This is a genomic window from Pseudomonas sp. GNP014 (genome assembly GCF_054344005.1).
Genome location: NZ_JBTGUS010000001.1, coordinates 3,048,911 through 3,074,511, shown reverse-complemented (window position 1 = coordinate 3,074,511; position 25,601 = coordinate 3,048,911). Strand labels below are relative to the sequence as shown.

Here is a 25,601-nt window from a genome sequence, read left to right as displayed (position 1 = left end):
CATCACCCGCTCAGCCTGGAATGCACCATGGACACGCAACCTCTGATCATCCGCCCGCGCGCCGAAGACGTCGAAGGCCAGCCGATTCTGCGCCCGTTGCCGTCAGCCAAATGCCGCAGCGTCGGGCCTTTCGTGTTTTTCGACCACATGCTTGAAACGGTTTATCCGACAGGCAAAGGCATGAATATCCGACAGCATCCGCACATTGGTCTGTCGACACTCACCTATTTGTTTGAAGGGCAGATCCAGCACAAGGACAGCCTTGGTTCCGACCAGGTGGTCCAGGCCGGGGATGTCAGCTGGATGACCGCCGGCAGTGCGATCGCACACGTCGAGCGCACACCGGAAGCGTTGTGGGAACAAAGCTTCACGATGCACGGCTTGCAGATCTGGTTGGCCTCGCCCAAGGAACACGAACAAGGTCCGGGGCATTACAGCCACTATCCGGCGGCAACTTTGCCGGTCAGCGATAACCTTGGCGTACAGATCCGCATGATTGCCGGGTCAGGCTTTTGCCTGGAATCGCCGGTGCCGGTGCTTTCTCCTACGCTGTACGCCGAAGTGCAGATGCAAACCGCGACCACGCTGCTGATTCCCGCCGAGCACGAGGAACGGGCGGTGTATGTGTTAAGTGGCGATGCGCAGTTGAACGGTGAAGTGATCGAACCGCATGCGCTGGTGGTATTGCCGACAGGCGAAGAGATGAGTCTGTTTGCCGACAGCAATGTACATGCGGTGGTGTTCGGTGGCGCGGCGCTGGACGGCCCGCGGCGGATCAACTGGAATTTTGTCGCGAGCGATCCGGCGGCGATTGATGAGGCGCGGCGCAAGTGGGCGGCCGGGGATTGGCCGACGGTGCCGGGAGAAATCGAGCGGATCGAATTGCCGCGTTAAGCCTTGACCCTCACCCCAGCCCTCTCCCAGAGGGAGAGGGTCAGGTGGGCGGCGTTCCGATGAGGGGCTTTTCGCTTTTCAGCCCTTGAACACTTCATCCAGCAAATCATGCATCGACTTGAACGCGCGCTTGGCGGTTTTTGCGTCGTACATCATCTTGCCCGGCACATTGGCATGCGGATCGGTGAACGAGTGCACCGCACCGCCATAGCTCAGCAACTGCCAATCCACGTTCGCTGCGTTCATCTCATCTTCAAATGCCGGCAATTGCTCTTTCGGCACCAACGGATCGGCAGCGCCGTGCAGCACCAGCACCGAGCCCTTGATGTTCTTCGCGTCTGCCGGGTTCGGCGAATCCAGCGTACCGTGGAACGACACCGCCGCCTTCACCGGCACGCCCGTGCGCGCCAGATCCAGTGCGCAGCAACCGCCGAAGCAGAAACCGAACACCGCCAGTTTCGAGGTATCGACCGCCGCCTCGCCCTGCTTTTGCAACTGCTCGAACGCCGCCTGCATGCGCTTGCGCAGCAGTGCGCGGTCGTCCTTCAACGGCATCATCGCGGCGCCTGCCTGATCCGCGTTTTGCGGACGCACGGCCTGACCGTACACGTCGGCAATCAACACCACGTAGCCCTTGGCCGCAACTGACTTGGCGATTTCTTCCGCGCCAGCGCTGACGCCCATCCAGTTTGGCGCCATCAACAGGCCCGGGCGTGCGCCCTTGTGCTCGGCGTCAAACGCCAGACGACCTTCAAAAGGCTGGCCATCAAGCTGATAGACCACAGAACGTACAGTGACTTGGCTCATTTCTGACTCCTGAATGTTAAACACCAGAATGAAAAAACCCGCCGAAGCGGGTTTTTCTACAACGTGATTAAGCTGACAGCTCAACCAGCAGCTTGTTCAGACGGGTCACGTAAGCAGCCGGGTCTTTCAAGCTTTCGCCAGCCGCCAGAGCGGCCTGATCGAAGAGGATGTGCGACAGGTCGCCAAAACGCCCTTCGTTCTGCTCGCCGTCGAGTTTCTCGATCAGCGGGTGGCTCGGGTTGAATTCGAAGATCGGCTTCGAATCCGGCACTTTCTGGCCGCTGGCTTCAAGGATCTGGCGCATTTGCAGGCCCAGGTCCTGTTCGCCGATGGCCAGAATAGCTGGCGAGTCGGTCAGACGGTGGGACACGCGAACCTCGGCAACGGAATCGCCCAGCGCGGTTTTCAGGCGCTCGACCAGACCTTCTTTGGACTTGGCGACTTCTTCTGCGGCCTTCTTGTCCTCTTCCGAGTCCAGGTTGCCCAGATCGAGATCACCGCGTGCCACGTCAACGAAGGTCTTGCCGTCGAATTCGCTGAGGTAGCTCATCAGCCACTCGTCGATGCGGTCGGTCAGCAGCAGCACTTCGATGCCTTTCTTGCGGAAGACTTCCAGGTGCGGGCTGTTCTTGACCTGCGCGTAGGTTTCGCCGGTGAGGTAGTAGATCTTGTCCTGACCTTCCTTGGCGCGGGCCAGGTAGTCGGCCAGACCGACGATCTGCTCGCCGTCGTCGCCATTGGTCGATGCGAAACGCAGCAAACCGGCAATTTTTTCCTTGTTGGCGAAATCTTCTGCCGGGCCTTCTTTCATGACCTGACCGAAGTTCTTCCAGAAGCCCTTGTATTGCTCAGGCTCGTTTTTCGCCAATTTTTCCAGCATGTCCAGTACGCGCTTGGTCAGCGCGGTTTTCATCGAGTCGATGATCGGGTCTTTCTGCAGGATTTCCCGCGACACGTTCAGCGACAGGTCGTTGGAATCGACCACGCCTTTGATGAAGCGCAGGTACAGCGGCAGGAACGACTCGGCCTGGTCCATGACGAACACACGCTGCACGTACAGCTTCAGGCCTTTCGGCGCTTCACGCTGGTACAGGTCGAACGGTGCACGGGCCGGCACGTACAGCAGCGAGCTGTATTCGAGCTTGCCTTCGACCTTGTTGTGGCTCCAGGCCAGCGGGTTTTCGAAGTCGTGGGCAATGTGCTTGTAGAACTCCTGGTATTCCTCGTCCTTCACCTCAGTGCGCGGACGGGTCCACAGGGCGCTGGCGCGGTTGACGGTTTCCCATTCAACTTCAGGCTTCTCTTCGCCTTCGGCAGCAGCCACTTCTTTCGGCAGCTCGATCGGCAGCGCGATGTGATCGGAGTACTTCTTGATGATGTTGCGCAGACGCCAGCCATCAGCGAACTCGTCTTCACCGGATTTCAGGTGCAGGACGATGCGGGTACCGCGCTCTGGCTTGTCGACAGTGGCGACTTCGAACTCGCCCTCGCCTTTTGACGACCAGTGCACACCTTCGCTGGCCGGGGTGCCGGCGCGACGGCTGTACACGTCAACTTTGTCGGCAACGATGAAGGCAGAGTAGAAACCGACACCGAACTGGCCGATCAGGTGCGAATCCTTCTTCTGATCGCCCGAGAGATTCTTCATGAAATCGGCGGTGCCCGATTTGGCGATGGTCCCCAGGTGGGTGATCACATCGTCACGGTTCATGCCGATACCGTTGTCTTCGAGCGTGACGGTCTTGGCGTCCTTGTCGAAGCTCACACGGATTTTCAAGTCAGCGCCACCTTCGAGCAACTCAGGCTTGGCCAGGGCTTCGAAGCGCAGCTTGTCGACAGCGTCAGAGGCGTTCGAGATCAATTCGCGAAGGAAGATTTCCTTGTTGGAATACAGCGAATGGATCATGAGGTGCAGCAGCTGCTTTACCTCGGTCTGGAAGCCCAGGGTTTCCTTTTGAGTTTCCACACTCATGGTCATCAAACTCCAATCAGATGGCATTGGCCGCGACCCGAATGGTCGGCGGCGGGTTGTTCACTGAGTTGGGGGCAGCGTTCAGGATTTCAAGGGCTCATCAATTTTGAAGTGCGCGCGGGCGGTGGCAATCGGCTCGCTTTCGGTACTTTGCCAGGCGGTCACGGCAACGTTGGCGACGCGTCGCCCCTGGCGGCAGACCTGACACTTGGCCCAGGTGTCGCGAAACTGCCCGGCCCGCAGATAATCAAGGGAGAAGTCGATAATCTTCGGTACCCCCGGTGCGCCGGTGAAGATCAACAGATGCAGGGCGGCAGCCAGTTCCATGAACCCGGCAATCACCCCGCCGTGGATCGCCGGCAGTAAAGGGTTACCAATGTTGTCCTTGTTCGCTGGCAGCTTGAACAGCAGCTCATCGCCGACCCGCGAGCATTCGATGCCGATCAAGCCGGCATACGGAATCAGCTTCAGTAACGGTGCGTAATCACCCTGAGCGTGAGCGGCTTGCAACTGTTGTTTCAGGTCGTCACTCACTGCCCCTCTCCTTTTATTTTGCCGCCAAAGCCTTGAGCGCCCTTGATGCCCTTGCCCATGCGCATAAACGTGCCGACCACGTGGGCAATGGGTGTGTCGGGATCGTCCTGATAGGCAAAACCGCGAGCGAAGATCACATCGGTGGTCACCCGATAGCATTGGGCGAAACCGTAGACATCCTTGTGCGGTTCAGCGGCGTGCATGTAGTCGATACGCAGATCGAGGGTCGGGCAGACTTCAAACTCCGGCAGCACGCACAACGTTGACATGCCACAAGCCGTGTCCATCAACGAGGTAATGGCGCCGCCATGAATCACTCCGGTCTGTGGATTGCCGACGATTTGCTGGCTGTACGGCAGGATAACGGTGAGCCCTTCGCTGGAGGCGCTGTGCACCTTCAAGCCTAGGACCTGACAGTGGCGCAAGGCGGAAAGAAATCGTGTCGCGCGCTCAAAAACGGGGTTTTCGGCCATTGGATAATTACCCTCGCTGGAGCCTTTTGCCAGTAGTAGGAAACAGCGCAAAAGTTCCGCTGCAAAACAAACTTATATATCTGAAAGAAATGAGGAACTTAACCCTCACGACCGAGTTCTTAAGGCCAGTAGTTATTTTCCATAAGGAGAAACACCCCATGCGTAAGACTTTAGCTATTGCCTTGATGTTGACCGCTTCCCTCGGTCTCGCTGCCTGCGATAAAAAATCCGAGGACAAAGCTCAAGATGCCAACCAACATGCTGAACAAGCTCAGCAAGACATGAACAAAGCTCAGGATAAAGTGAACGACGCAGCAAAAGAAAACGCCGAAGCTGCCAAAGCTCAGGCTGAATCGAATCAGGCTGCACAAGACGAAGCTGCCAAGAAGCAATAATTGCGACTTGATGCAGAAAAAGAAAACCCGCCAAGTGCGGGTTTTCTTTTGCCTGTGATTTAGCGGTCATCCGCGTTAGAGCAAAACAGTTCTAAAAGTCGGACTAATCATCAGTAACAAAGAGCAAATGAGGCCGACCAGCCACGTCAGACTGCGCAGGGACGGTTTATCAGCCAGGTACAACCAGATGTAGAGAATCCGCGCCATGACAAAGATGATCGCCAGGGCATCAATCAACCATCCTTGGGTTTGCGTGGTGTGCGCCATCAGCACGCCGACGGCAAACAGGATGAACGCTTCGATGCTGTTCTGATGGGCCGCCAGTGCCCGCGCACCGTAACCGGTAAGTTGCGCCTGTTGCTGGCGCGGCAGGTGATTGTTGTAACCGCCCTGCTCTTTCATGGCCTTGCCGACCGGCATGCGGGCGATGTAAATCAACAAGGCACTGATAAACACGCACCAGAACGGAATACTCATCAAGCAGCCTCTTTAGTCGCTTCGGGCAACGGCGCCTCAGTAGGGGTATAGACCATCACGTCGAGAACGTCGGAATGAAATTCGCGACGATACAAAACCAGCACGACGCCGGCACTCATCAACATGAACAGCCACGGGCTGACAAACCACGCCAGCATGCTCATGCCGAAATAGTAAGAACGCAGGCCGAAGTTGAACTGGTTGGCCGCCATCGAAATAACTCGCGCCGCCCGTAATGCAAACGCCTTGCGCTCCTGCTCGGACACCTGACGCTCGCCGATCATCGGTGCCGAACCCACCAGTACAGCGGCAAAGTTGTATTGGCGCATGCACCAGCTGAACGTAAAGAAGGCATAGACGAACACCAGCGCCAGGCACAACAACTTGATCTCCGACATGCCTTGAGAGGCTTGTTGCACCATCGGAATATCCGCCAGCAAGGACACCGCCCGCTCCGACGCGCCCAGCACGGTCAGAATGCCAGCCAGGATGATCAGGGTGCTGGAGGCGAAGAACGAGGCGTTTCGCTCCAGATTGCCGATCACGCTGGCATCGGCAATGCGGTTGTCACGTAGCAACATGCGGCGCATCCAGTCTTCGCGGTACAGGTGCAGTACGCTGGCCAGGCACGCGGTGTCGCGGGCCTTCCAGCTGGCATAGCGGGTGTAACCGCCCCAGCAGGTGACAAACCAGAGCGCGGCGAGCAGGTGGATCAGGTTGGCTTGGATGAACGACATGCAATTCCCTGTGGAGTGTGAACACGGTACCTGTAGCAGTGAGCCTGCTGGCGATAGCGGTTTGTCAGCCAACTTCAATGGTGACTGACACAGCGTGATCGCAAGCAGGCTCACGCCAACATTAATTCAGTGCAGTGCTTCGACGTTAGCTCAGGGAAAAAGACACTGCCTCACGCACATAAAAAATGCCCCGTATCGTTTGATACGAGGCATTTCTGTTCAAGCGTTCAAGCCCCGCTTGTGGCGGGTCAGGGAACGTCAGGCAACGGCTTCGCTGCGCTTGCCCAGCAGGCGATCGCAAACCACCGCGACCACCAGGGTCATCACGCACGGCACCAGCCACGCCAGGCCCTGCTCGCTCAGCGGCAGGTGGGACAGTTGCGACGGCATCCAGTCGGCCAGGCCGGCACCTTTCAGTGCGTCGATCATGCCGAACACGAACGACACCAGCATCACCGGACCGATGATGCGGCCATGCTCATGCCAGAAGTCTTTGCAGAAGCTCAGCGCCACCAGCACGATGCACGGCGGGTAGATCGCGGTCAGGACCGGGATCGAGAAGGCGATCAGCTTGGTCAGGCCCAGGTTGGACACCAACAGCGAGAACGCCGCCAGAATGATCACCAGGGTCTTGTAGGACAGTGGCAGCACACGGCTGAAGTATTCGGCACAGGCGCAGGTCAGACCGACCGCCGTGACCAGACACGCCAGCGAAATCAGTACGGCGAGGAAACCGCTGCCCAACGAACCGAAAGTATGTTGCACATAAGCGTGCAAGACCGCGGCGCCGTTGGTGGCGCCAACAGCCACTTCGTGGCTGCCGGAACCGAGACGGAACAGGCTGACATACACCAGCGCCAGACCCACGCCGGCAATCAGCCCGGCGATGATCGCGTAACGGGTGATCAACGCTGGCGATTCAACGCCGCGAGAGCGGATGGCATTCACGATGACGATGCCGAATACCAGCGCACCCAGGGTATCCATGGTCAGGTAACCATTGATGAAGCCCTGGGAGAACGGCGCGGCGACGTACTCTGGCGTGCCTTGACCGATATCACCGGCCGGCAAGGCGAAGGCAGCGATGCCGAGAACGGCCAGTGCAATGATCTTCAACGGCGCGAGGAAACGGCCGACAGTGTCGAGCAAACGGCCCGGATACAACGAGATGAAGAACACCAGCAGGAAGTACACCGAGCTGTAGAGGAACAGCGCCAGCGGGCTCTCGCCGGTCAGCGGCGCCAGGCCAACTTCGAAGGACACGGTCGCGGTACGCGGCGTGGCGAACAACGGGCCAACTGCCAGGTAGCACGCCGCCGCGAGGATGCCGCCAGCGACCTTGCCGATCGGGCTGCTCAGTGCGTCCATCGCCCCGCCGACCTTCGCCAGCGCAACGACGGTGATGACCGGCAGGCCGACTGCAGTGACCAGAAAGCCCAGCGCCGCCATCCAGACATGAGGCCCGGCCTGCAAACCGACGATAGGCGGGAAGATGATGTTGCCGGCCCCGACGAACAGGGCAAATGTCATAAAACCAAGTGCCAGGATGTCCTGACCTTTCAAAACTTTCATTAAGGAAATACCACACTACTGAATCGGAATTTAGAGGGGGATTTCCCTGTGGGGTTAGGGAAATGCTGTCAGTCCGTATAAGACTGACCCGTTTAGCGCGTTGCATGCCTTGTGGGCGGCAGACGCAAAAATGGCTGCTAGCCTAACGAATTTGTCTGACAAACGCACTGTTTGAGGGCGAACTATCCGATACGCGACGTTTCCGTGTCGCGTTTATGTATGAAAAGCAGCCGCAAGCTGCAAGTTTCAAGCGACAAGCGTTTGTCTTGCCGCTAGCAGCTTGTCGCTTTCAACTGCTCTTGAACGACAAAGGCCACCCGAAGGTGGCCTTTGCCTGGTGAAGCGTCAGCTAAGCGCGAGGCTTACTTGACAGCCCAACCGGTCAGCTCGGCCAGGGCCTTGCCGATGTCTGCCAGCGAACGCACGGTTTTTACACCGGCGTCTTGCAGTGCAGCGAACTTCTCGTCTGCAGTGCCTTTGCCGCCAGAGATGATTGCGCCAGCATGGCCCATGCGCTTGCCCGGAGGAGCAGTCACACCAGCGATGTAGGAAACAACCGGCTTGGTCACGTGTGCCTTGATGTAGGCAGCCGCTTCTTCTTCAGCCGAACCGCCGATCTCACCGATCATCACGATCGCTTCGGTCTTCGGGTCTTCCTGGAACAGCTTCAGGATGTCGATGAAGTTCGAACCCGGGATCGGGTCACCACCGATGCCGACGCAAGTCGACTGACCGAAACCGGCGTCAGTAGTTTGCTTAACAGCTTCGTAGGTCAGGGTGCCGGAACGCGAAACGATACCGACCTTGCCTGGCAAGTGAATGTGACCTGGCATGATGCCGATCTTGCATTCGCCTGGGGTGATCACGCCTGGGCAGTTAGGGCCGATCAGGACTACGCCCAGCTCGTCGCACTTAACTTTAGCGTCCAGCATGTCCAGGGTAGGAATGCCTTCGGTGATGCAGACGATCAGCTTGATGCCGCCGAATGCCGCTTCCAGGATCGAGTCCTTGCAGAAAGGAGCCGGAACGTAGATCACGCTGGCGGTAGCGCCAGTGGCCGCGACTGCGTCTTTAACGGTGTTGAACACTGGCAGACCCAGGTGCTCGGTGCCGCCTTTGCCCGGAGTTACGCCGCCAACCATCTTGGTGCCGTATTCGATGGCTTGCTGGGTGTGGAAACTACCTTGCGAACCGGTAATACCCTGGCAGATAACTTTGGTGTCTTTATTGATCAGGACGCTCATTATTTGCCCTCCGCAGCTTTGACAACTTGTTGAGCAGCGTCGGTCAGGCTGGTAGCAGCGATGATGTTCAAACCGCTTTCTGCCAGTACTTTAGCGCCCAGCTCAGCGTTGTTGCCTTCAAGGCGAACAACAACCGGGATTTTCACGCCGACTTCTTTCACGGCGCCGATGATGCCTTCGGCAATCATGTCGCAGCGAACGATGCCGCCGAAGATGTTGACCAGTACTGCAGCGACGTTGGTGTCGGACAGAATGATCTTGAACGCTTCAGTAACGCGTTCCTTGGTAGCACCACCACCTACGTCGAGGAAGTTGGCTGGCTTGCCGCCGTGCAGGTTGACGATGTCCATGGTACCCATGGCCAGACCGGCACCGTTGACCATGCAGCCGATGTTGCCTTCCAGGGCTACGTAGTTCAGTTCGAACTTGGCAGCGTGCGCTTCGCGCGGATCGTCTTGCGACGGATCGTGGAAAGTCTTCAGCTTAGGCTGACGGTACATGGCGTTGGCGTCGATGTTGATCTTGGCGTCCAGGCAGTGCAGATCGCCGTCAGCCTTGATCACCAGCGGGTTCACTTCCAGCAGCGCCAGGTCGTGATCCTTGAACAGCTTGGCCAGACCTACGAAGATCTTGGCGAACTGAGCAACCTGCTTGCCTTCCAGACCCAGCTGGAATGCCAGCTCGCGCCCCTGGAATGGCTGAGCGCCAACCAGTGGATCGATAGTGGCTTTCAGAATTTTTTCTGGAGTGTCGTGAGCGATTTTCTCGATGTCCACGCCACCTTCGGTGGAAGCCATGAACACGATGCGACGGCTCGAACGGTCAACGACAGCGCCCAGGTACAGCTCTTTAGCGATATCAGTGCACGATTCAACCAGGATCTTGGTGACAGGCTGACCATTGGCGTCAGTCTGGTAAGTCACCAGACGCTTGCCCAGCCACTGCTGTGCGAAGGCTTTGGCGTCTTCTTTGCTGCGAACCAGCTTGACGCCGCCCGCTTTACCGCGACCACCGGCGTGAACCTGGGCTTTGACAACCCACTCGTTGCCGCCGATTTTGTCGCAAGCTTCTGCTGCTGCTTCCGGGGTGTCTACTGCATAACCAGTGGATACTGGCAGGCCGTATTCAGCGAACAGCTGCTTACCCTGATACTCGTGAAGATTCATGCTTTTTACCGTCTTCGTTAGGTACTGCGCATTCGGCGCTGCGCTCTTGATGAGTGCCGCGCCACCTGTGACTGCTGCTTGCGTAGCCTTTCCGGGTACCCGGTGCAGCTACGCAAGACTGCGTCCAGCGGACATTCCGCGGTGAGACTTGCTCGCAAGGCTCACGACGGGCCGTTACCGCCGTGGTTTCTTATTGTGTGTCTTAACGCTTCTTGCGGTTGGCAATGTGGATGGCGCCGCCATTCACAGCCAGAGCAGCTTCGTGCAAGGCTTCAGACAGGGTCGGATGGGAGAAAACCATCATGCCCAGGTCTTCAGCGCTGGTGCCGAATTCCATACCGATCGCGCCCTGCTGAACCAGTTCTGCAGCGCTCGGACCAATCACGTGCACGCCCAATACGCGGTCAGTCTTGGCATCAGCGATGACCTTGACGAAACCACCGGTATCGTTGGCGGCCATGGCACGGCCGGAAGCGGCGAACGGGAAGGTGCCGACGTTAACTTCAACGCCTTCAGCTTTCAAGGCCTGCTCGGTTTTGCCAACCCACGCGATTTCCGGGTGAGTATAAATAACCGAAGGGATCAGGTCATAGTTCATCTGGGCTTTGTGGCCCTTGATGCGCTCGACAACCATGATGCCTTCTTCGGATGCCTTGTGCGCCAGCATCATGCCGCGAACCACGTCACCGATGGCGAAAACGCCCGGTACGGTGGTAGCGCAGTGATCGTCAACGTGCACGAAACCGCGCTCGTCCAGGGTCACACCGCTGTCGGCTGCCAGCAGATCAGTGGTCACCGGACGGCGACCAACGGCTACGATCAGCTTGTCAAACGTGATGGTCTGTTCGCCGTTGGCATCGGTATAGTTCACCACGACTTCGTCGCCGTTCACTTTGGAACCGGTTACGCGAGCGCCCAGCTTGATGTCCAGACCCTGTTTGGTCAGGGTTTTCAGCGCTTCCTTGGAAACAGCGGTGTCCGCTGCCATCAGGAAGGTGTCCAGGGCTTCCAGGACAGTCACTTCTGCACCCAGACGCGACCAGACCGAACCCAGTTCCAGACCGATCACGCCAGCGCCGATCACGCCCAGACGCTTCGGTACGGATTGGAATTCCAGAGCACCAGTCGAATCAACGATGACTTTCTGGTCGACCGGAGCCGGTGGAATGTCGATCGGACGCGAGCCTGGTGCCAGGATGACGTTTTCAGCTTCGATGACTTCAACCGAACCGTCTGGCTTGGTGACTTCGACTTTCTTGCCGGCCAGCAGTTTGCCGTGGCCCTGAATCGAAGTAACGCCGTTGGCCTTGAACAGCGTGGCAACGCCGCCGGTCAGGTTCTTGACGATGCCAGCCTTGCGGCCAACCATCGCAGCGACGTCCATTTTGACTTCGCCAGTCGAGATACCGTGAACGTTGAAGCTTTCTTTTGCTTCCTTGTATTTCCAGGAGCTGTCCAGCAGCGCCTTGGAAGGAATGCAGCCCACGTTCAGGCAGGTACCGCCCAGGGCTTGCTTGCCTTCGGCGTCGGTGTACTTCTCGATGCAGGCAGTGGTCAGACCCAGCTGCGCGGCCTTGATGGCAGCTACGTAACCGCCAGGGCCGGCACCGATCACTACTACGTCAAATTTCTGCGACATTCAAAAAATCCTCTTTAGCAATAAAGCTACAAGCCGCAAGCCAAAAGCTACAAGCCAATCCGCTCGTATTGAGCTTGAGGCTTGTAGCTTGACGCTTGCAGCTGCTTTTTAGATATCCAGCAACAGACGAGCCGGATCTTCCAGCAGGTTCTTGATGGTCACCAGGAAGGTCACAGCTTCTTTGCCATCGATCAGACGGTGATCGTAGGACAGTGCCAGGTACATCATCGGACGGATCACGACCTGACCGTTGATGGCCATCGGACGCTGGATGATGTTGTGCATGCCCAGAATCGCTGCCTGCGGCGGGTTGACGATCGGGGTCGACATCATCGAACCGAAGGTACCACCGTTGGTGATGGTGAAGGTACCACCGGTCATCTCGTCCATCGACAGTTTGCCGTCGCGGGCTTTTTTGCCGAATGTTGCGATGCCGCCTTCGATTTCAGCCAGGCTCATCAGCTCGGCGTTACGCAGAACCGGTACCACCAGACCACGGTCGCTGGAAACAGCAACACCGATGTCGGCGTAGCCGTGGTAAACGATGTCGCCGCCGTCGATCGACGCGTTGACAGCCGGGAAGCGTTTCAGCGCTTCGGTGGCAGCCTTGACGAAGAACGACATGAAGCCCAGGCGTACGCCGTTGTGGGACTTCTCGAACAGATCCTTGTACTTCGAACGCAGAGCCATGACTTCGGTCATGTCGACTTCGTTGAAGGTGGTCAGCATCGCCATGTTCGACTGAGCTTCAACCAGACGCTTGGCCACGGTGGCACGCACGCGGGTCATCGGCACGCGCTTCTCGATGCGGTCGCCAGCGGCGAACACAGGAGCGGCGGCAGCTGGAGCAGCAGCCTTGGCAGGCGCGGCAGCCGGAGCGGCTTTCTTGGCGGCAACAGCAGCCACCACGTCTTCCTTGGTCACACGCCCGCCTTTGCCGGTGCCGGCAACGGAAGCGATGTTGATGCCGTTTTCTTCAGCCAGCTTGCGCGCGGCAGGAGCAGCAACAGGATCGTCTTCGCCTTCAGCAGCGGCCGGGGCAGCGGCGGCCGGAGCAGCAGCTGGAGCAGCTGGAGCAGCGGCAGCAGCGCCGCCTTCAACGATGGAGCCCAGTACTTCGTCGGACAGGACGGTTTCGCCCTCGCCCTTGACGATTGCGCCCAGCACGCCATCAGCAGTAGCCAGAACTTCCAGTACGACTTTGTCAGTTTCGATGTCGACGATCAGTTCGTCGCGCTTGACGGCGTCGCCCGGTTGCTTGTGCCAGGTGGCAACGGTGCCATCGGCAACCGATTCCGGGAAAGTGGGGGCTTTGATCTCGATAGCCATTATCTGTAGTTCCTTAAATTCGGTTTCAGGTGCGCGAAGGCGTTAAACGGTAAACGCGTCTTGCAGCAGTTTTTCCTGCTGCTCGGCGTGCATCGAAGCGTAACCACAGGCTGGGGCAGCAGAAGCCTCACGGCCCGCGTACTCAAGTACGAGAGACTTGTCGAGGTTGCTGATGCTACGGCGCAAGTGATGCTGGCTGCAGTACCAGGCACCCTGGTTCATCGGCTCTTCCTGACACCAAACGGCATGTTTGACGTTGGTGTACGGCGCCAGGACTTCTTTCAAGTCGTCCTCAGGGAATGGATACAGCTGCTCGATACGCACGATGGCGATATCTTCACGGCCTTCGGCACGGCGTTTTTCCAGCAGGTCGTAGTAGACCTTGCCGCTACACAGAACAACGCGCTCGACCTTTTTCGGATCCAGGGCATCGATTTCCGGGATAACGGTCTGGAACGAACCTTCAGCCAGATCTTCCAGGGTCGAGATGGCCAGTTTGTGGCGCAGCAGCGACTTAGGTGTCAGAACAACCAATGGTTTGCGCAGCGGGCGAATCACCTGACGACGCAGCAAGTGGTAGATCTGCGCCGGGGTAGTCGGCATGCACACCTGAATGTTGTGCTCGGCGCACAGCTGCAGGTAACGCTCAAGACGTGCCGAGCTGTGCTCAGGACCCTGACCTTCGTAACCGTGTGGCAACAGCATGGTCAGACCGCAGAGACGGCCCCACTTGTGCTCGCCGCTGGTGATGAACTGGTCGATGACAACCTGTGCACCGTTGGCGAAGTCGCCGAACTGGGCTTCCCAGATCACCAGCGCGTTCGGCGTGGTGGTCGAGTAACCGTATTCGAATGCCAGTACCGCTTCTTCCGACAGGAACGAGTCGTACAGGTCAAAACGTGGCTGACCGTCGTACAGGTTCTGCAGCGGAATGTAGGTGCCCGCGTCTTTCTGGTTGTGCAACACAGCGTGACGGTGCGAGAACGTACCGCGGCCGATGTCCTGACCGGTCATGCGAATCGGGTGACCTTCGAACGCCAGGGTCGCGTACGCCATGGTTTCGGCGTAACCCCAGTTGATCGGCAGGCCGCCGGCTTGCATCTTCTGACGGTCTTCGTAGATCTTCGCGACCTGACGCTGAACCACGAAGCCTTCCGGAATCTCCAGCAGCTTGGCGGACAGTTCTTGCAGGGTCTTCAGATCGAAGCGCGTGTCGTGACGCGCAGTCCAGGCATGGCCCAGATACGGACGCCAGTCCACGAACAGCTCTTTGTTCGGCTCTTTGACCAGCGACTTCACCACGTGCAGACCGTTGTCCAGCGCGTTGCGGTACTCGTCGACCTTGGCCTGAACGCGATCAGCGTCCAGTACACCGGCCTGGGTCAGGCGATCAGCGTACAGCTCACGGGTGGTGCGCTGCTTGGTGATCTGCTGGTACATCAGCGGCTGGGTGCCGCTTGGCTCGTCGGCCTCGTTGTGGCCGCGACGACGGTAGCAGACCAGGTCGATCACCACGTCACGCTTGAACTGCATGCGGTAGTCGATGGCCAGCTGGGTCACGAACAACACGGCTTCCGGATCATCGCCATTCACATGGAGAATCGGCGCCTGGATCATCTTCGCAACGTCGGTGGCGTACTCGGTGGAACGCGAGTCCAGCGGGTTGCTGATGGTGAAACCGACCTGGTTGTTGATCACGATGTGCACGGTACCGCCGGTCTTGAAACCGCGGGTCTGCGACATCTGGAAGGTTTCCATGACCACACCCTGACCTGCGAACGCAGCGTCACCGTGGATGGAGATCGGCAGCACCTTCTCACCGGTAGCGTCGTTACGACGATCCTGACGGGCACGAACCGAACCTTCAACCACCGGAGAAACGATTTCCAGGTGGGACGGGTTGAACGCCATGGCCAGGTGAACTTCACCGCCGGCGGTCATCACGTTGGACGAGAAGCCCTGGTGGTATTTAACGTCACCGGAACCCAGCTCGACCTTCTTCTTGCCTTCGAACTCGTCGAACAGCTCGCGCGGGTTCTTGCCGAAGGTGTTGACCAGGACGTTCAGACGGCCACGGTGAGCCATGCCGATGACGACTTCCTTCGTGCCGTAGGAACCGGAACGCTGGATCAGTTCGTCGAGCATCGGAATCAGGCTTTCGCCGCCTTCCAGACCGAAACGCTTGGTGCCCGGGTATTTGGTACCCAGGTATTTCTCCAGGCCTTCACCGGCGGTCACGCGCTCAAGCAGGTGGCTCTTGATGTCGGCGGAGTACGTCGGACGACCACGCACGCTTTCCAGACGCTGCTGGAACCACTGGCGCTGCTCGGAATCGGTGATATGCGTAAATTCAGCGCCGATGGTGCGGCAATATGTCTGCTGCAACGCTTCGTGAATTTCGCGTAGGCTCGCTTCCTCTTTGCCGATGAACAGGTCGCCGGCACGGAAGGTCGTATCAAGATCGGCATTGGTCAAGCCGTAATGATTGATCGACAGGTCTGCAGGTGCAGGACGCTGCCACAGTCCCAGCGGGTCAAGCTGGGCTGCCTGGTGGCCACGCATACGGTAGGCCTGGATCAATCGCAGCACTTCAACTTGCTTCTTCTCGTGCTCACTGCTCACGCTGCCGGCGGAAACCGGTTGGGCGCGGCGCTGGTTCTTTGCCAGCAGCACGAAATGATCGCGAATTGTGGAGTGCGAAACATCAGTGGCAGAGTTGCCGTCGGCAGGCAACTTCTGAAAGTAGGTGCGCCACTCTTCTGGCACAGCGTTAGGGTCGTGCAGGTAGAGCTCATAAAGCTCTTCCACATAGGCAGCGTTTCCACCTGAAAGGTAGGCGCTGTTCCACATGCGCTGCATCACGCTTTCTTGCATGCTTGGTCACCCTCGGTTAGGGGAACACCATCGGCGTCGACACCGAGCAAACTTGCAGAAGTCCGAATGCAGCGACCAAAACAAGCCACTTAGGATCACGCTGATAGTCCGGGTACCAGCCCGGATGCCCCTGCTTGTCTCATTTCTTCAAAATAAGAGCTGCAGCTTGTGACTACGGCTCTGGTTATAGCCATGACGCGGGTTGAAGCCCGCGCCACAGCCTCTTCGGTACAGCGGTTCTACGGTTACAGCAGCTGAATCACACGCCGCTCGAGAGCAACATGTTACGGATGTGACCGATGGCCTTAGTCGGGTTCAGGCCTTTCGGACATACGTTGACGCAGTTCATGATGCCCCGGCAGCGGAAAACGCTGAACGGGTCATCGAGCGAAGCCAGACGCTCGTTGGTCTTGGTGTCACGGCTGTCTGCCAGGAAGCGGTAGGCTTGCAGCAGCGCAGCTGGACCCAGGAACTTGTCCGGGTTCCACCAGAAGGACGGGCACGAGGTCGAGCAGCAAGCGCACAGGATGCACTCGTACAGACCGTCGAGCTTTTCACGCTCTTCAGGGGACTGCAGACGCTCGATGGCCGGAGCCGGCGTGTCGTTCTGCAGGTAAGGCTTCACCTTCTCGTATTGCTTGTAGAAGATGCTCATATCGACGACCAGGTCACGAATAACCGGCAAACCTGGCAGCGGACGAACGATCAGCTTGTTGCCTTTTACGACAGCGGACAGGGGCGTGATGCACGCCAGACCGTTTTTGCCGTTGATGTTCATGCCGTCGGAGCCGCAGACACCTTCACGGCAAGAGCGACGATAGGAGAAACCCTCGTCCTGCTCTTTGATCAGGGCCAGCACGTCCAGCACCATCAGGTCTTTACCACCGGTATCGACCTGGAATTCCTGCATGAACGGCGCAGCGTCCTGATCAGGGTTGTAACGATAAACACTGACTTGCAACATGGCGGTCACCCTTAATAAGTCCGGACTTTAGGTTCGAAAGTCGGAACAGTCTTCGGCGAGAAGTTAACGGCACGCTTGGTGACGCGCTTGTCACCCGGGAAGTACAGGGTGTGGCACAGCCAGTTTTCGTCGTCACGGTCTTCAAAGTCTTCACGGGCGTGAGCGCCGCGGGACTCTTTACGTACTTCGGCCGCGATGGCGGTAGCTTCAGCCACTTCCAGCAGGTTTTGCAGTTCCAGCGCTTCGATACGTGCAGTGTTGAACGCCTGCGACTTATCGTTGATCTTCACGTTGGCGATACGCTTGCGCAGATCGGCCAGCTGAGCGATACCCTTCTGCATGTATTCGCCGGTACGGAATACACCGAAGTAGTTCTGCATGCAGCTTTGCAGCTCGCGACGCAGAGTAGCGACGTCTTCGCCATCGGTACGGCTGTTCAGCGCGTTCAGACGCGACAGGGCTGCTTCGATATCGGCTTCGGTAGCGTCGTCGTATTCGATGCCGTCGGTCAGCGCCTTTTCCAGGTGCAGGCCGGCAGCGCGGCCGAATACCACCAGGTCGAGCAGCGAGTTGCCGCCCAGACGATTGGCACCGTGAACCGATACGCAAGCCACTTCACCTACCGCGAACAGACCAGGAATGATCTGGTCCACGCCTTCAGCGTCCTGGGTGATCGCCTGGCCGTGAATGTTGGTGGCAACGCCGCCCATCATATAGTGGCAAGTCGGAACAACCGGAACCGGCGCAACCACCGGGTCAACGTGTGCAAACGTCTTCGACAATTCGCAGATGCCTGGCAGACGGCTGTGCAGCACTTCCTCGCCCAGGTGGTCGAGCTTGAGCATTACGTGGTCGCCATTCGGACCGCAACCGTTGCCGGCGATGATTTCTTTAACCATCGAACGAGCAACCACGTCACGACCAGCAAGGTCTTTCGCGTTCGGAGCATAACGCTCCATGAAACGCTCGCCGTGCTTGTTGATCAGGTAACCACCTTCACCACGGCAACCTTCGGTCACCAGTACACCGGCGCCGGCGATGCCGGTCGGGTGGAACTGCCACATTTCGATGTCTTGTACCGGCACGCCAGCACGCAGTGCCATGCCGACGCCGTCACCGGTGTTGATCAGGGCGTTGGTGGTGGAAGCGTAGATACGACCTGCACCGCCGGTAGCCAGTACGGTGGCCTTGGCGCGGATGTAGGTGGTTTCGCCGGTTTCGATGCAGATCGCGATCACACCGACGAATTCGCCTTCCTGGTTTTTCACCAGATCGACAGCGTAGTACTCGTTCAGGAACGTGGTACCGGCTTTCAGGTTGCCCTGATAAAGGGTGTGCAGCAGCGCGTGACCGGTACGGTCGGAGGCTGCGCAAGTACGGGCAGCCTGGCCACCTTTACCGTAGTCCTTGGACTGACCACCGAACGGACGCTGGTAGATACGGCCTTGCTCGGTACGCGAGAACGGCAGACCCATGTGGTCCAGCTCGAAAACCGCGGCCGGGCCTTCCTGACACATATATTCGATAGCGTCCTGGTCACCGATGTAGTCGGATCCCTTGACGGTATCGTACATGTGCCAGCGCCAGTCATCGTTCGGGTCAGCCGACGCGATGGCGCAGGTGATGCCGCCCTGGGCGGACACAGTGTGCGAACGGGTCGGGAAAACCTTGGTGATCACGGCAGTCTTGTGACCACCCTGTGCCAGTTGCAGCGCAGCGCGCATGCCGGCACCGCCACCACCAATAATGATGGCGTCGAAAGAAATCGTTGGAATGTTAGCCATGAATCAGATACCCCAGAGAATCTGCACACCCCAGACGAAGTAAGCGAACATCGCGATGCCGCAAACTGCCTGGAAAAGGAAACGTACTGCGGTCGCGGACTTGCCCAGCGCCATTGGCGTCAGGTAGTCGGTCGCGATGGTCCACATGCCGACCCAGGCGTGAGCGCCCAGGGCAACGAGGGCCAGCAGACTGAAGATACGCATCCCGTTGTGAGCGAACAGGCCGTGCCACTGGTCGTAGCCAATGCCCGGATTCGCTGCAAGGTATCCGATCAGGAAAATGAAATAAGCCGCGAGAACAACCGCAGACACACGTTGCGCCATCCAGTCATAGAGGCCCGAACGCGAAAGGTTCGTAACGCTGGTTACCATATCCAAACTCCTGCCAGAACGATCAGCACCACGGAAATGGCGATGATGATTTTCGAGCCCAGGCGGCCGCCTTCCAGCGTCTCACCGATGCCCATATCCATGATCAAGTGGCGCACACCGGCTACCAGGTGATACAGCAGAGCGGACAGGAGGCCCCATGCTACGAACTTGGCCAGCGGGCTGGTCAAGCATGCCTTCACTTCGGCAAAACCTTCCTCGGAACCCAGGGATTTGCCCAATGCATAAAGCATGAAGCCGAGGCCCAGGAAGAGGATGATGCCGGAAACACGGTGAAGAAACGACGTAACGCCGGTGATGGGGAGTTTGATGGTCCTTAGGTCTAGGTTTACAGGTCGTTGGCTTTTCACGGCTTTTTTTTCACACTGAAGAGCCCCTAACAATCAGGGCAAAGTTGTTGGGGAGTGCACTGGTCAGGTAACCACCACCCAGGGATGCGACCCCCAATAAAGCAGGCCCAAAAGCCCTTGGCGGTCGGTGGCCGAGTATAGACAGTTAGGCTACTAATGACAACGCAATCACCTACCCCAAATAGCTGATTGCACAAGTCGTATAAAAGGCGTAAATGGCAGTCAATTTCGAGGAAAAAGTACGCTTAAAGCCTTCTGGAGCAAGACTTTAGGCAAATTGACATTCGAATTTATCTCACTATAGTGGTGCGGGCCCTGCGTGGGGGGTCTGTCTGATGGTTCAAGCATAAATAGGAGGCCACATGGCTGACAAAAAAGCGCAGTTGATCATCGAGGGCGCAGCCCCCGTCGAGCTGCCCATTTTAACCGGCACCGTTGGTCCCGATGTAATCGATGTTCGGGGCCTGACGGCCACGGGCCGCTTCACTTTCGACCCAGGCTTCATGTCGACCGCCTCGTGCGAGTCGAAGATCACCTATATCGACGGCGACAACGGCATTCTGTTGCACCGCGGCTACCCGATCGAACAACTGGCTGAAAAGTCGGACTACCTGGAAACCTGCTACCTGCTGCTCAATGGCGAACTGCCAACCGCAGAACAGAAGGCCCAGTTCGTCAGCACCGTGAAAAACCACACCATGGTTCACGAGCAGTTGAAAACCTTCTTCAACGGTTTCCGTCGCGACGCCCACCCGATGGCCGTCATGTGCGGTGTAGTCGGCGCCCTCTCGGCCTTCTACCACGACTCCCTGGACATCAATAACCCGCAGCATCGTGAAATCTCCGCGATCCGTCTGGTTGCCAAGATGCCGACCCTGGCAGCGATGGTTTACAAGTACTCCATGGGGCAACCCATGATGTACCCGCGCAACGACCTGACGTACGCGGAAAACTTCCTGCACATGATGTTCAACACCCCGTGCGAGATCAAACCGATCAGCCCGGTGCTCGCCAAGGCCATGGACCGGATCTTCATCCTCCACGCCGACCACGAGCAGAACGCCTCGACTTCCACCGTGCGTCTGGCCGGCTCCTCGGGTGCCAACCCGTTCGCCTGTATCGCCGCCGGTATCGCCGCACTGTGGGGCCCTGCCCACGGCGGTGCGAACGAAGCCGTATTGACCATGCTCGACGAAATTGGTGATGTGTCCAACATCGACAAGTTCATCGCCAAGGCCAAGGACAAGAACGATCCGTTCAAGCTGATGGGCTTCGGTCACCGCGTTTACAAGAACCGCGACCCTCGCGCGACTGTAATGAAGCAGACCTGCGACGAAGTACTGAAGGAACTGGGCATCAACAACGATCCGCAACTCGAACTGGCCATGCGCCTGGAAGAGATCGCGCTGACCGACCCGTACTTCATCGAGCGCTCGCTGTATCCGAACGTCGACTTCTACTCGGGGATCATCCTCAAGGCGATCGGCATTCCGACCAGCATGTTCACCGTGATCTTTGCACTGGCACGTACTGTCGGCTGGATCTCCCACTGGAAAGAAATGCTCTCCAGCCCGTACAAGATTGGCCGTCCGCGCCAGCTGTACACCGGCTACGAGTCGCGTGACATTACCAAGCTGGAAGACCGCAAATAAGGCTTGTCTTGCGATAACGTCTTGAAGTTGTACCGGGAACGGCCTCTATTTATATAGGGGCCGTTTTTGTTTGTTTGGTCTCAGCGGCCTGCGGTCCGACTGTGACTGTGGTTAGGGGGCATATCCGTTTCTGCGGGTGTTGCCGCTGGCGGTTTCGCTCTTACAGCGAGTCACTTTTTCCAAACGCCGGAATGCCGGCCCAGCGAAAAAATAACCCAAAAGGCTTTGCCCCGACGTACGGCACCTCGCTGAGGCTCAGTGTTCCCTCGCTAAGGTGTCCATCCGGGGGCATCGCCTACGGTTTGCTTCGCTGCACCTCCTCTCGATGTATGCGGCTTCGCCGCACGGCGCTGCGCGCCTACCCCCGGATGAACACCTTCGCTCGGCCTGCCGATGGGGCAAAAGATCAAAAGCCAAAGCCAGATCAAGAGCCCCTCACCCTAGCCCTCTCCCGGAGGGAGAGGGGACTGACCGTGGTGTTTGGGGGAGCTGCGCCGACGTGCGATACCGCGTTGAACTCAGGCTCTAAAAAGCAAACAAATCAGCCCCCTCCCATGAGGAAAAGGAGACTGACCGAGGTGTTTGGGAGAGCTACTTCGATGTGAAATACCGAGTCGAACTCAGATTTTGACAAGCCCAAAAATCGGCTCCCTCTCCCTCGGGAGAGGGCTGGGGTGAGGGGCAGTTCCAACACAAATCCAAAGCCGAGCACGCTGCGCTCCTCACCACTCAATAGGCCGAGTGTCAGCTCGCCTGCTTTTGATCTTGATCTGTAAGGCGACATCGGAAGGCTGAGTGGAGGGATTGATCCGGGGGTGGGAGCGCAGCGACCGTTTGGCGAAGCCAAACACAGCGAGAGGAGGTGCAGCGAAGCAAACCGGAGGCGCTGCGCCCGGATCGATCCCGGAGCGAAGGAACCCCGAGCCCCAGCGAGCGGGCCGTACGTAGGAGCAAGCGTTTTTTGCTTACTTTTTTTGGCGTTTGAAAAAAAGTGAGTCGCCGTAAGGGCGAAACCCTAAGAAGCCGTTACCGCAGCAATGGATATGTACACAGCTCGAGCCGATAACCGCCCACAAAAAATGCCCCGATCTCTCAACCGGGGCATTCAGCACAACATTACAAAACCATCAAACCATCAATGCGAAACCGCCCCACTCGCCCCCAACCCAGTCTGCGAACGCACAAACTGCGGGAAGAACAGCGCCCGCTCGTTATCCGCAGCCGCCGACTTGTCGGTAATCGAGAAGAACCAGATCCCGATGAAAGCAATGATCATCGAAAACAGCGCCGGATACTCGTAAGGGAAAATCGCCTTCTCGTGATGCAGAATCTGCACCCAGATGGTCGGGCCAAGCACCATCAGGCCTACCGCACTGATCAGCCCCAGCCAGCCGCCAATCATCGCACCGCGGGTAGTCAGCTTCTTCCAGTACATCGAAAGCAGCAGCACCGGGAAGTTGCAGCTCGCCGCGATGGAGAACGCCAGGCCGACCATGAACGCAATGTTCTGGCTTTCGAACAGGATGCCCAGGCCGATGGCCAGCACGCCCAGTGCGATAGTGGTGATCTTCGAGACGCGGATTTCATCCTTGTCGTTGGCCTTGCCCTTCTTGATCACGCTGGCATACAGGTCGTGAGACACCGCAGAAGCACCGGCCAGGGTCAGACCGGCCACCACCGCCAGAATGGTCGCAAACGCTACCGCCGAGATGAAGCCGAGGAAGATACTGCCGCCCACCGCGTCCGCCAGGTGCACCGCCGCCATATTGTTGCCGCCGAGCAGAGCGCCCGCCGCATCTTTGAAGGTCGGGTTGGTGCTGACCAAAAGGATTGCGCCGAAGCCGATGATGAAGGTCAGGATGTAGAAGTAGCCAATGAAGCCAGTGGCGTACAGCACGCTCTTACGGGCTTCTTTTGCGTCGCTGACGGTGAAGAAGCGCATCAGGATGTGCGGCAGGCCAGCGGTACCGAACATCAGTGCCAGGCCGAGGGAGAACGCCGATACCGGATCCTTCACCAGACCGCCCGGACTCATGATCGCTTCACCTTTGGGGTGAACCTTAATCGCCTCGGAGAACAGCATGTTGAAGTCGAAGTTGACGTGCTTCATCACCATCAGCGCCATGAACGAAGCACCGGAGAGCAACAGCACCGCCTTGATGATCTGCACCCAGGTGGTCGCCAGCATGCCGCCGAACAGCACGTACAGGCACATCAGGATACCGACCAGAATCACCGCGACGTAGTAGTCGAGACCGAACAGCAGCTGAATCAGCTTGCCGGCACCGACCATCTGCGCGATCAGGTAGAACGCCACCACCACCAGCGAACCGCAAGCGGACAGCGTGCGGATCTGGGTTTGCCCGAGGCGGTAGGACGCTACGTCGGCAAAGGTGTATTTGCCCAGGTTACGCAGGCGCTCGGCGATCAGGAACAGAATGATCGGCCAGCCCACCAGAAAGCCGATCGAGTAGATCAGGCCATCGTAGCCGGAGGTGAACACCAGCGCGGAAATCCCCAGGAAGGATGCCGCCGACATATAGTCACCGGCAATCGCCAGACCGTTCTGGAAACCGGTGATCTTGCCGCCAGCAGCATAGTAGTCAGCCGCCGACTTGTTGCGCTTGGAAGCCCAGTAGGTGATGCACAGCGTTGCCCCGACGAACACCACGAACATGGCGATTGCCGAAACGTTGAGCGGTTGTTTGTGAACTTCGCCGGTCAAGGCATCGGCAGCCCATACGGCCGGAGCGAAGGCTGCGATGCTCAGAAGAGCCAGTAGACGCCGGATCATTGCTGAGCCTCCTTGAGAATCGCATTGTTCAGGTCGTCGAACTCGCCATTGGCGCGGCGCACGTAGATAGCGGTGAGGATGAATGCAGAAAGAATGAGTCCGACACCGATTGGAATTCCCCAGGTAATCGAGGATTCCGGACTGAGTTTCGCGCCCAGAACATGCGGCCCGTAAGCGATCAACAGGATGAAGCCAGAGTAAAGCCCGAGCATGATCGCCGAGAGTATCCAGGCGAACTTTTCCCTTTTTCGCACCAGCTCCTTGAATCGGGGACTGTTTTGAATCGAGAGGTAAATGCTGTCGTTCATTGTTTTTATCCTCGCAGCACAAATTATTGTTGGAACATAGCTAATGTATGCGGCTGCGAGCGCGGTAACAGACGACCTTAGTAGTAGAACGCCATGACGTAATCGCCATTCTTGAGCACACGTAAAAAACTGTGGGAGCTGGCTTGCCAGCGATGGCGTCGTGTCAGCCAACTATTAGTCAACTGACAGACCGCTATCGCGGGCAAGCCCGCTCCCACAGGGTTCGTGGTGAAAGATGCTATTTCGGGTTATTTAGTCCAGTCAGCCACGCGATCCGGGTGCTTGGCGACCCAATCCTTGGCCGCCGCTTCAGGTTTGGCACCGTCCTGAATCGCCAGCATCACTTCGCCGATCTCGTCTTTCGACGCCCACTGGAAGTTTTTCAGGAACTTGGCCACTTCCGGAGCTTTGGTGGCGAGTTCCTTACTGCCGATGCTGTTCACGGTTTCAGCCGCGCCGTACACGCCTTTCGGGTCGTCGAGGAAGCGCAGTTTCCACTTGGCGAACATCCAGTGCGGCACCCAACCGGTAACCGCAATCGACTCGTTCTTCTTCTCGGCACGGGTCAGCTCGGCAATCATGCCGGCGCCGGAACTGGCCTTGAGGGTGTAACCGGTCAGGTCGTAATCCTTGATCGCCTGATCCGTCTTGAGCATCACGCCGGAACCGGCGTCGATGCCAACAATACGTTTTTTGAAGCTGTCGTCGGTTTTCAGGTCTTCGATGGATTTGGCTTTCACGTATTCCGGCACGATCAGGCCGATTTTCGCGTCCTTGAAGTTCGGGCCGTAATCGACCACCTGGTCCTTGTTCTTCGTCCAGTATTCACCGTGGGTCACTGGCAGCCAGGCCGAGAGCATGGCGTCGAGTTTGCCGGTGGCCACGCCTTGCCACATGATCCCGGTGGCGACGGCTTGCAGTTTCACGTCGTAGCCGAGTTTCTGCTTGATCACTTCGGCCGCCACGTGGGTGGTCGCGACGCTGTCGGACCAGCCGTCAACGTAACCGATGTTAAGGGTCTGTTTTTCAGCGCTGGCGAATGTGGAACTCATCGCAAGCACCAGAGCGGCACCTGCGCCTAAAAGTCGTCGCATCTTCATCGTTACTTCCCCGAAATGCTGCGCCCGACGGATGCCGGGCATCGTCAACGTATTGTTATGGTGCACAGCGCCCCCATCACGCCTGACCGCAAACTCGCCCGACCGTCAGTGGAGTACTGACGCTTTCGATCATCGGCCTGACGCCC

At 58.0% G+C, this 25,601-nt stretch carries 22 protein-coding genes; 3 read left to right on the top strand and 19 right to left on the bottom strand.

The window, feature by feature from the left end; genetic code table 11:
- Nucleotides 1-27: 27 nt before the first annotated feature.
- The gene (locus ACXX9E_RS13845; RefSeq protein WP_222833388.1) at nucleotides 28-894 is read left to right on the top strand and encodes a pirin family protein; all 867 of its coding nucleotides are present in this window, start codon (nucleotides 28-30) and stop codon (nucleotides 892-894) included.
- 78 nt (nucleotides 895-972) lie between these two features.
- Here ACXX9E_RS13845 and ACXX9E_RS13840 read toward each other — a convergent pair whose 3' ends face one another.
- The 4 genes from ACXX9E_RS13840 to ACXX9E_RS13825 form a co-directional block, all read right to left on the bottom strand.
- Nucleotides 973-1,701, bottom strand: coding sequence for a dienelactone hydrolase family protein (locus ACXX9E_RS13840; protein ID WP_458555558.1), 729 nt, complete (start codon nucleotides 1,699-1,701; stop codon nucleotides 973-975).
- Between the two features lie 67 nt (nucleotides 1,702-1,768).
- Nucleotides 1,769-3,673: a molecular chaperone HtpG gene (gene htpG, locus ACXX9E_RS13835; protein WP_123466006.1), complete on the bottom strand. Its 1,905-nt coding sequence runs from the start codon at nucleotides 3,671-3,673 to the stop codon at nucleotides 1,769-1,771.
- Nucleotides 3,674-3,754: 81 nt separating this feature from the next.
- A complete protein-coding gene (locus tag ACXX9E_RS13830; protein ID WP_123465872.1) occupies nucleotides 3,755-4,207 on the bottom strand; it encodes a PaaI family thioesterase in 453 nt (150 codons plus the stop codon).
- Nucleotides 4,204-4,680 carry a PaaI family thioesterase gene (locus ACXX9E_RS13825; protein ID WP_123465871.1) on the bottom strand — a complete coding sequence of 159 codons (477 nt, stop codon included), beginning with the start codon at nucleotides 4,678-4,680 and terminating at the stop codon, nucleotides 4,204-4,206. The genes ACXX9E_RS13830 and ACXX9E_RS13825 overlap by 4 nt, the downstream gene beginning before the upstream one ends.
- Before the next feature lie 158 nt (nucleotides 4,681-4,838).
- On the opposite strand from ACXX9E_RS13825, the gene ACXX9E_RS13820 reads away from it, so the two are divergent.
- Nucleotides 4,839-5,075: a hypothetical protein gene (locus ACXX9E_RS13820; RefSeq protein ID WP_123465870.1), complete on the top strand. Its 237-nt coding sequence runs from the start codon at nucleotides 4,839-4,841 to the stop codon at nucleotides 5,073-5,075.
- A gap of 75 nt (nucleotides 5,076-5,150) precedes the next feature.
- Here ACXX9E_RS13820 and ACXX9E_RS13815 read toward each other — a convergent pair whose 3' ends face one another.
- From ACXX9E_RS13815 to sdhC, 12 genes are all read right to left on the bottom strand, one after another.
- Nucleotides 5,151-5,552, bottom strand: coding sequence for an MAPEG family protein (locus ACXX9E_RS13815; protein WP_458555557.1), 402 nt, complete (start codon nucleotides 5,550-5,552; stop codon nucleotides 5,151-5,153).
- Entirely contained in the window at nucleotides 5,552-6,289 is a 738-nt protein-coding gene (locus ACXX9E_RS13810) for a DUF599 domain-containing protein (protein WP_123465868.1), read from the bottom strand. The genes ACXX9E_RS13815 and ACXX9E_RS13810 overlap by 1 nt, the downstream gene beginning before the upstream one ends.
- A gap of 258 nt (nucleotides 6,290-6,547) precedes the next feature.
- Nucleotides 6,548-7,861, bottom strand: coding sequence for a branched-chain amino acid transport system II carrier protein (gene brnQ / locus ACXX9E_RS13805; protein ID WP_123465867.1), 1,314 nt, complete (start codon nucleotides 7,859-7,861; stop codon nucleotides 6,548-6,550).
- Nucleotides 7,862-8,223: 362 nt separating this feature from the next.
- On the bottom strand, nucleotides 8,224-9,105 hold the full coding sequence (gene sucD / locus ACXX9E_RS13800; RefSeq protein WP_007919877.1) for a succinate--CoA ligase subunit alpha: 882 nt from the start codon (nucleotides 9,103-9,105) through the stop codon (nucleotides 8,224-8,226).
- A complete protein-coding gene (gene sucC / locus ACXX9E_RS13795; RefSeq protein WP_085732277.1) occupies nucleotides 9,105-10,271 on the bottom strand; it encodes an ADP-forming succinate--CoA ligase subunit beta in 1,167 nt (388 codons plus the stop codon). Before sucC ends, sucD begins: the two co-directional genes overlap by 1 nt.
- 202 nt (nucleotides 10,272-10,473) lie before the next feature.
- The gene (gene lpdA / locus ACXX9E_RS13790; protein WP_123465866.1) at nucleotides 10,474-11,910 is read right to left on the bottom strand and encodes a dihydrolipoyl dehydrogenase; all 1,437 of its coding nucleotides are present in this window, start codon (nucleotides 11,908-11,910) and stop codon (nucleotides 10,474-10,476) included.
- 108 nt (nucleotides 11,911-12,018) lie between these two features.
- The gene (gene odhB / locus ACXX9E_RS13785; protein WP_186748379.1) at nucleotides 12,019-13,239 is read right to left on the bottom strand and encodes a 2-oxoglutarate dehydrogenase complex dihydrolipoyllysine-residue succinyltransferase; all 1,221 of its coding nucleotides are present in this window, start codon (nucleotides 13,237-13,239) and stop codon (nucleotides 12,019-12,021) included.
- Between the two features lie 42 nt (nucleotides 13,240-13,281).
- Nucleotides 13,282-16,113: a 2-oxoglutarate dehydrogenase E1 component gene (locus tag ACXX9E_RS13780; protein ID WP_267805554.1), complete on the bottom strand. Its 2,832-nt coding sequence runs from the start codon at nucleotides 16,111-16,113 to the stop codon at nucleotides 13,282-13,284.
- A 259-nt stretch (nucleotides 16,114-16,372) separates the two neighbouring features.
- Entirely contained in the window at nucleotides 16,373-17,077 is a 705-nt protein-coding gene (locus tag ACXX9E_RS13775; RefSeq protein WP_038364054.1) for a succinate dehydrogenase iron-sulfur subunit, read from the bottom strand.
- Between the two features lie 11 nt (nucleotides 17,078-17,088).
- Complete coding sequence (sdhA, locus tag ACXX9E_RS13770) at nucleotides 17,089-18,861, bottom strand: succinate dehydrogenase flavoprotein subunit (RefSeq protein ID WP_123465862.1); 1,773 nt, start codon at nucleotides 18,859-18,861, stop codon at nucleotides 17,089-17,091.
- 3 nt (nucleotides 18,862-18,864) lie between these two features.
- Nucleotides 18,865-19,233, bottom strand: a complete 369-nt coding sequence (sdhD, locus tag ACXX9E_RS13765; protein ID WP_007919900.1) for a succinate dehydrogenase, hydrophobic membrane anchor protein — start codon at nucleotides 19,231-19,233, stop codon at nucleotides 18,865-18,867.
- Complete coding sequence (gene sdhC / locus ACXX9E_RS13760; protein WP_045122948.1) at nucleotides 19,227-19,601, bottom strand: succinate dehydrogenase, cytochrome b556 subunit; 375 nt, start codon at nucleotides 19,599-19,601, stop codon at nucleotides 19,227-19,229. Before sdhC ends, sdhD begins: the two co-directional genes overlap by 7 nt.
- Before the next feature lie 362 nt (nucleotides 19,602-19,963).
- Here sdhC and gltA point away from each other — a divergent pair, with 362 nt between their 5' ends.
- Entirely contained in the window at nucleotides 19,964-21,253 is a 1,290-nt protein-coding gene (gene gltA / locus ACXX9E_RS13755) for a citrate synthase (protein WP_003222994.1), read from the top strand.
- A 1,135-nt stretch (nucleotides 21,254-22,388) separates the two neighbouring features.
- Here the strand turns inward: gltA and ACXX9E_RS13750 are convergent.
- The 3 genes from ACXX9E_RS13750 to ACXX9E_RS13740 form a co-directional block, all read right to left on the bottom strand.
- A complete protein-coding gene (locus tag ACXX9E_RS13750) occupies nucleotides 22,389-24,047 on the bottom strand; it encodes a cation acetate symporter (protein ID WP_447808724.1) in 1,659 nt (552 codons plus the stop codon).
- Nucleotides 24,044-24,355, bottom strand: coding sequence for a DUF485 domain-containing protein (locus ACXX9E_RS13745; RefSeq protein WP_123465858.1), 312 nt, complete (start codon nucleotides 24,353-24,355; stop codon nucleotides 24,044-24,046). The genes ACXX9E_RS13750 and ACXX9E_RS13745 overlap by 4 nt, the downstream gene beginning before the upstream one ends.
- A 248-nt stretch (nucleotides 24,356-24,603) precedes the next feature.
- Complete coding sequence (locus ACXX9E_RS13740; protein WP_186748444.1) at nucleotides 24,604-25,455, bottom strand: glycine betaine ABC transporter substrate-binding protein; 852 nt, start codon at nucleotides 25,453-25,455, stop codon at nucleotides 24,604-24,606.
- Nucleotides 25,456-25,601: the final 146 nt, after the last annotated feature.

What these genes read in the sequence shown, in the direction of transcription:
- brnQ (WP_123465867.1), bottom strand. Translation starts at nt 7,861, where the DNA reads ATGAAAGTTTTGAAAGGTCAGGACATCCTGGCACTTGGTTTTATGACA.
- htpG (WP_123466006.1), bottom strand. Translation starts at nt 3,673, where the DNA reads ATGAGTGTGGAAACTCAAAAGGAAACCCTGGGCTTCCAGACCGAGGTA.
- ACXX9E_RS13745 (WP_123465858.1), bottom strand. Translation starts at nt 24,355, where the DNA reads ATGAACGACAGCATTTACCTCTCGATTCAAAACAGTCCCCGATTCAAG.
- lpdA (WP_123465866.1), bottom strand. Translation starts at nt 11,910, where the DNA reads ATGTCGCAGAAATTTGACGTAGTAGTGATCGGTGCCGGCCCTGGCGGT.
- sucD (WP_007919877.1), bottom strand. Translation starts at nt 9,105, where the DNA reads ATGAGCGTCCTGATCAATAAAGACACCAAAGTTATCTGCCAGGGTATT.
- odhB (WP_186748379.1), bottom strand. Translation starts at nt 13,239, where the DNA reads ATGGCTATCGAGATCAAAGCCCCCACTTTCCCGGAATCGGTTGCCGAT.
- ACXX9E_RS13825 (WP_123465871.1), bottom strand. Translation starts at nt 4,680, where the DNA reads ATGGCCGAAAACCCCGTTTTTGAGCGCGCGACACGATTTCTTTCCGCC.
- ACXX9E_RS13775 (WP_038364054.1), bottom strand. Translation starts at nt 17,077, where the DNA reads ATGTTGCAAGTCAGTGTTTATCGTTACAACCCTGATCAGGACGCTGCG.
- ACXX9E_RS13810 (WP_123465868.1), bottom strand. Translation starts at nt 6,289, where the DNA reads ATGTCGTTCATCCAAGCCAACCTGATCCACCTGCTCGCCGCGCTCTGG.
- ACXX9E_RS13740 (WP_186748444.1), bottom strand. Translation starts at nt 25,455, where the DNA reads ATGAAGATGCGACGACTTTTAGGCGCAGGTGCCGCTCTGGTGCTTGCG.
- ACXX9E_RS13820 (WP_123465870.1), top strand. Translation starts at nt 4,839, where the DNA reads ATGCGTAAGACTTTAGCTATTGCCTTGATGTTGACCGCTTCCCTCGGT.
- sdhD (WP_007919900.1), bottom strand. Translation starts at nt 19,233, where the DNA reads ATGGTAACCAGCGTTACGAACCTTTCGCGTTCGGGCCTCTATGACTGG.
- sdhA (WP_123465862.1), bottom strand. Translation starts at nt 18,861, where the DNA reads ATGGCTAACATTCCAACGATTTCTTTCGACGCCATCATTATTGGTGGT.
- sucC (WP_085732277.1), bottom strand. Translation starts at nt 10,271, where the DNA reads ATGAATCTTCACGAGTATCAGGGTAAGCAGCTGTTCGCTGAATACGGC.
- ACXX9E_RS13780 (WP_267805554.1), bottom strand. Translation starts at nt 16,113, where the DNA reads ATGCAAGAAAGCGTGATGCAGCGCATGTGGAACAGCGCCTACCTTTCA.
- ACXX9E_RS13840 (WP_458555558.1), bottom strand. Translation starts at nt 1,701, where the DNA reads ATGAGCCAAGTCACTGTACGTTCTGTGGTCTATCAGCTTGATGGCCAG.
- ACXX9E_RS13750 (WP_447808724.1), bottom strand. Translation starts at nt 24,047, where the DNA reads ATGATCCGGCGTCTACTGGCTCTTCTGAGCATCGCAGCCTTCGCTCCG.
- gltA (WP_003222994.1), top strand. Translation starts at nt 19,964, where the DNA reads ATGGCTGACAAAAAAGCGCAGTTGATCATCGAGGGCGCAGCCCCCGTC.
- ACXX9E_RS13845 (WP_222833388.1), top strand. Translation starts at nt 28, where the DNA reads ATGGACACGCAACCTCTGATCATCCGCCCGCGCGCCGAAGACGTCGAA.
- ACXX9E_RS13815 (WP_458555557.1), bottom strand. Translation starts at nt 5,552, where the DNA reads ATGAGTATTCCGTTCTGGTGCGTGTTTATCAGTGCCTTGTTGATTTAC.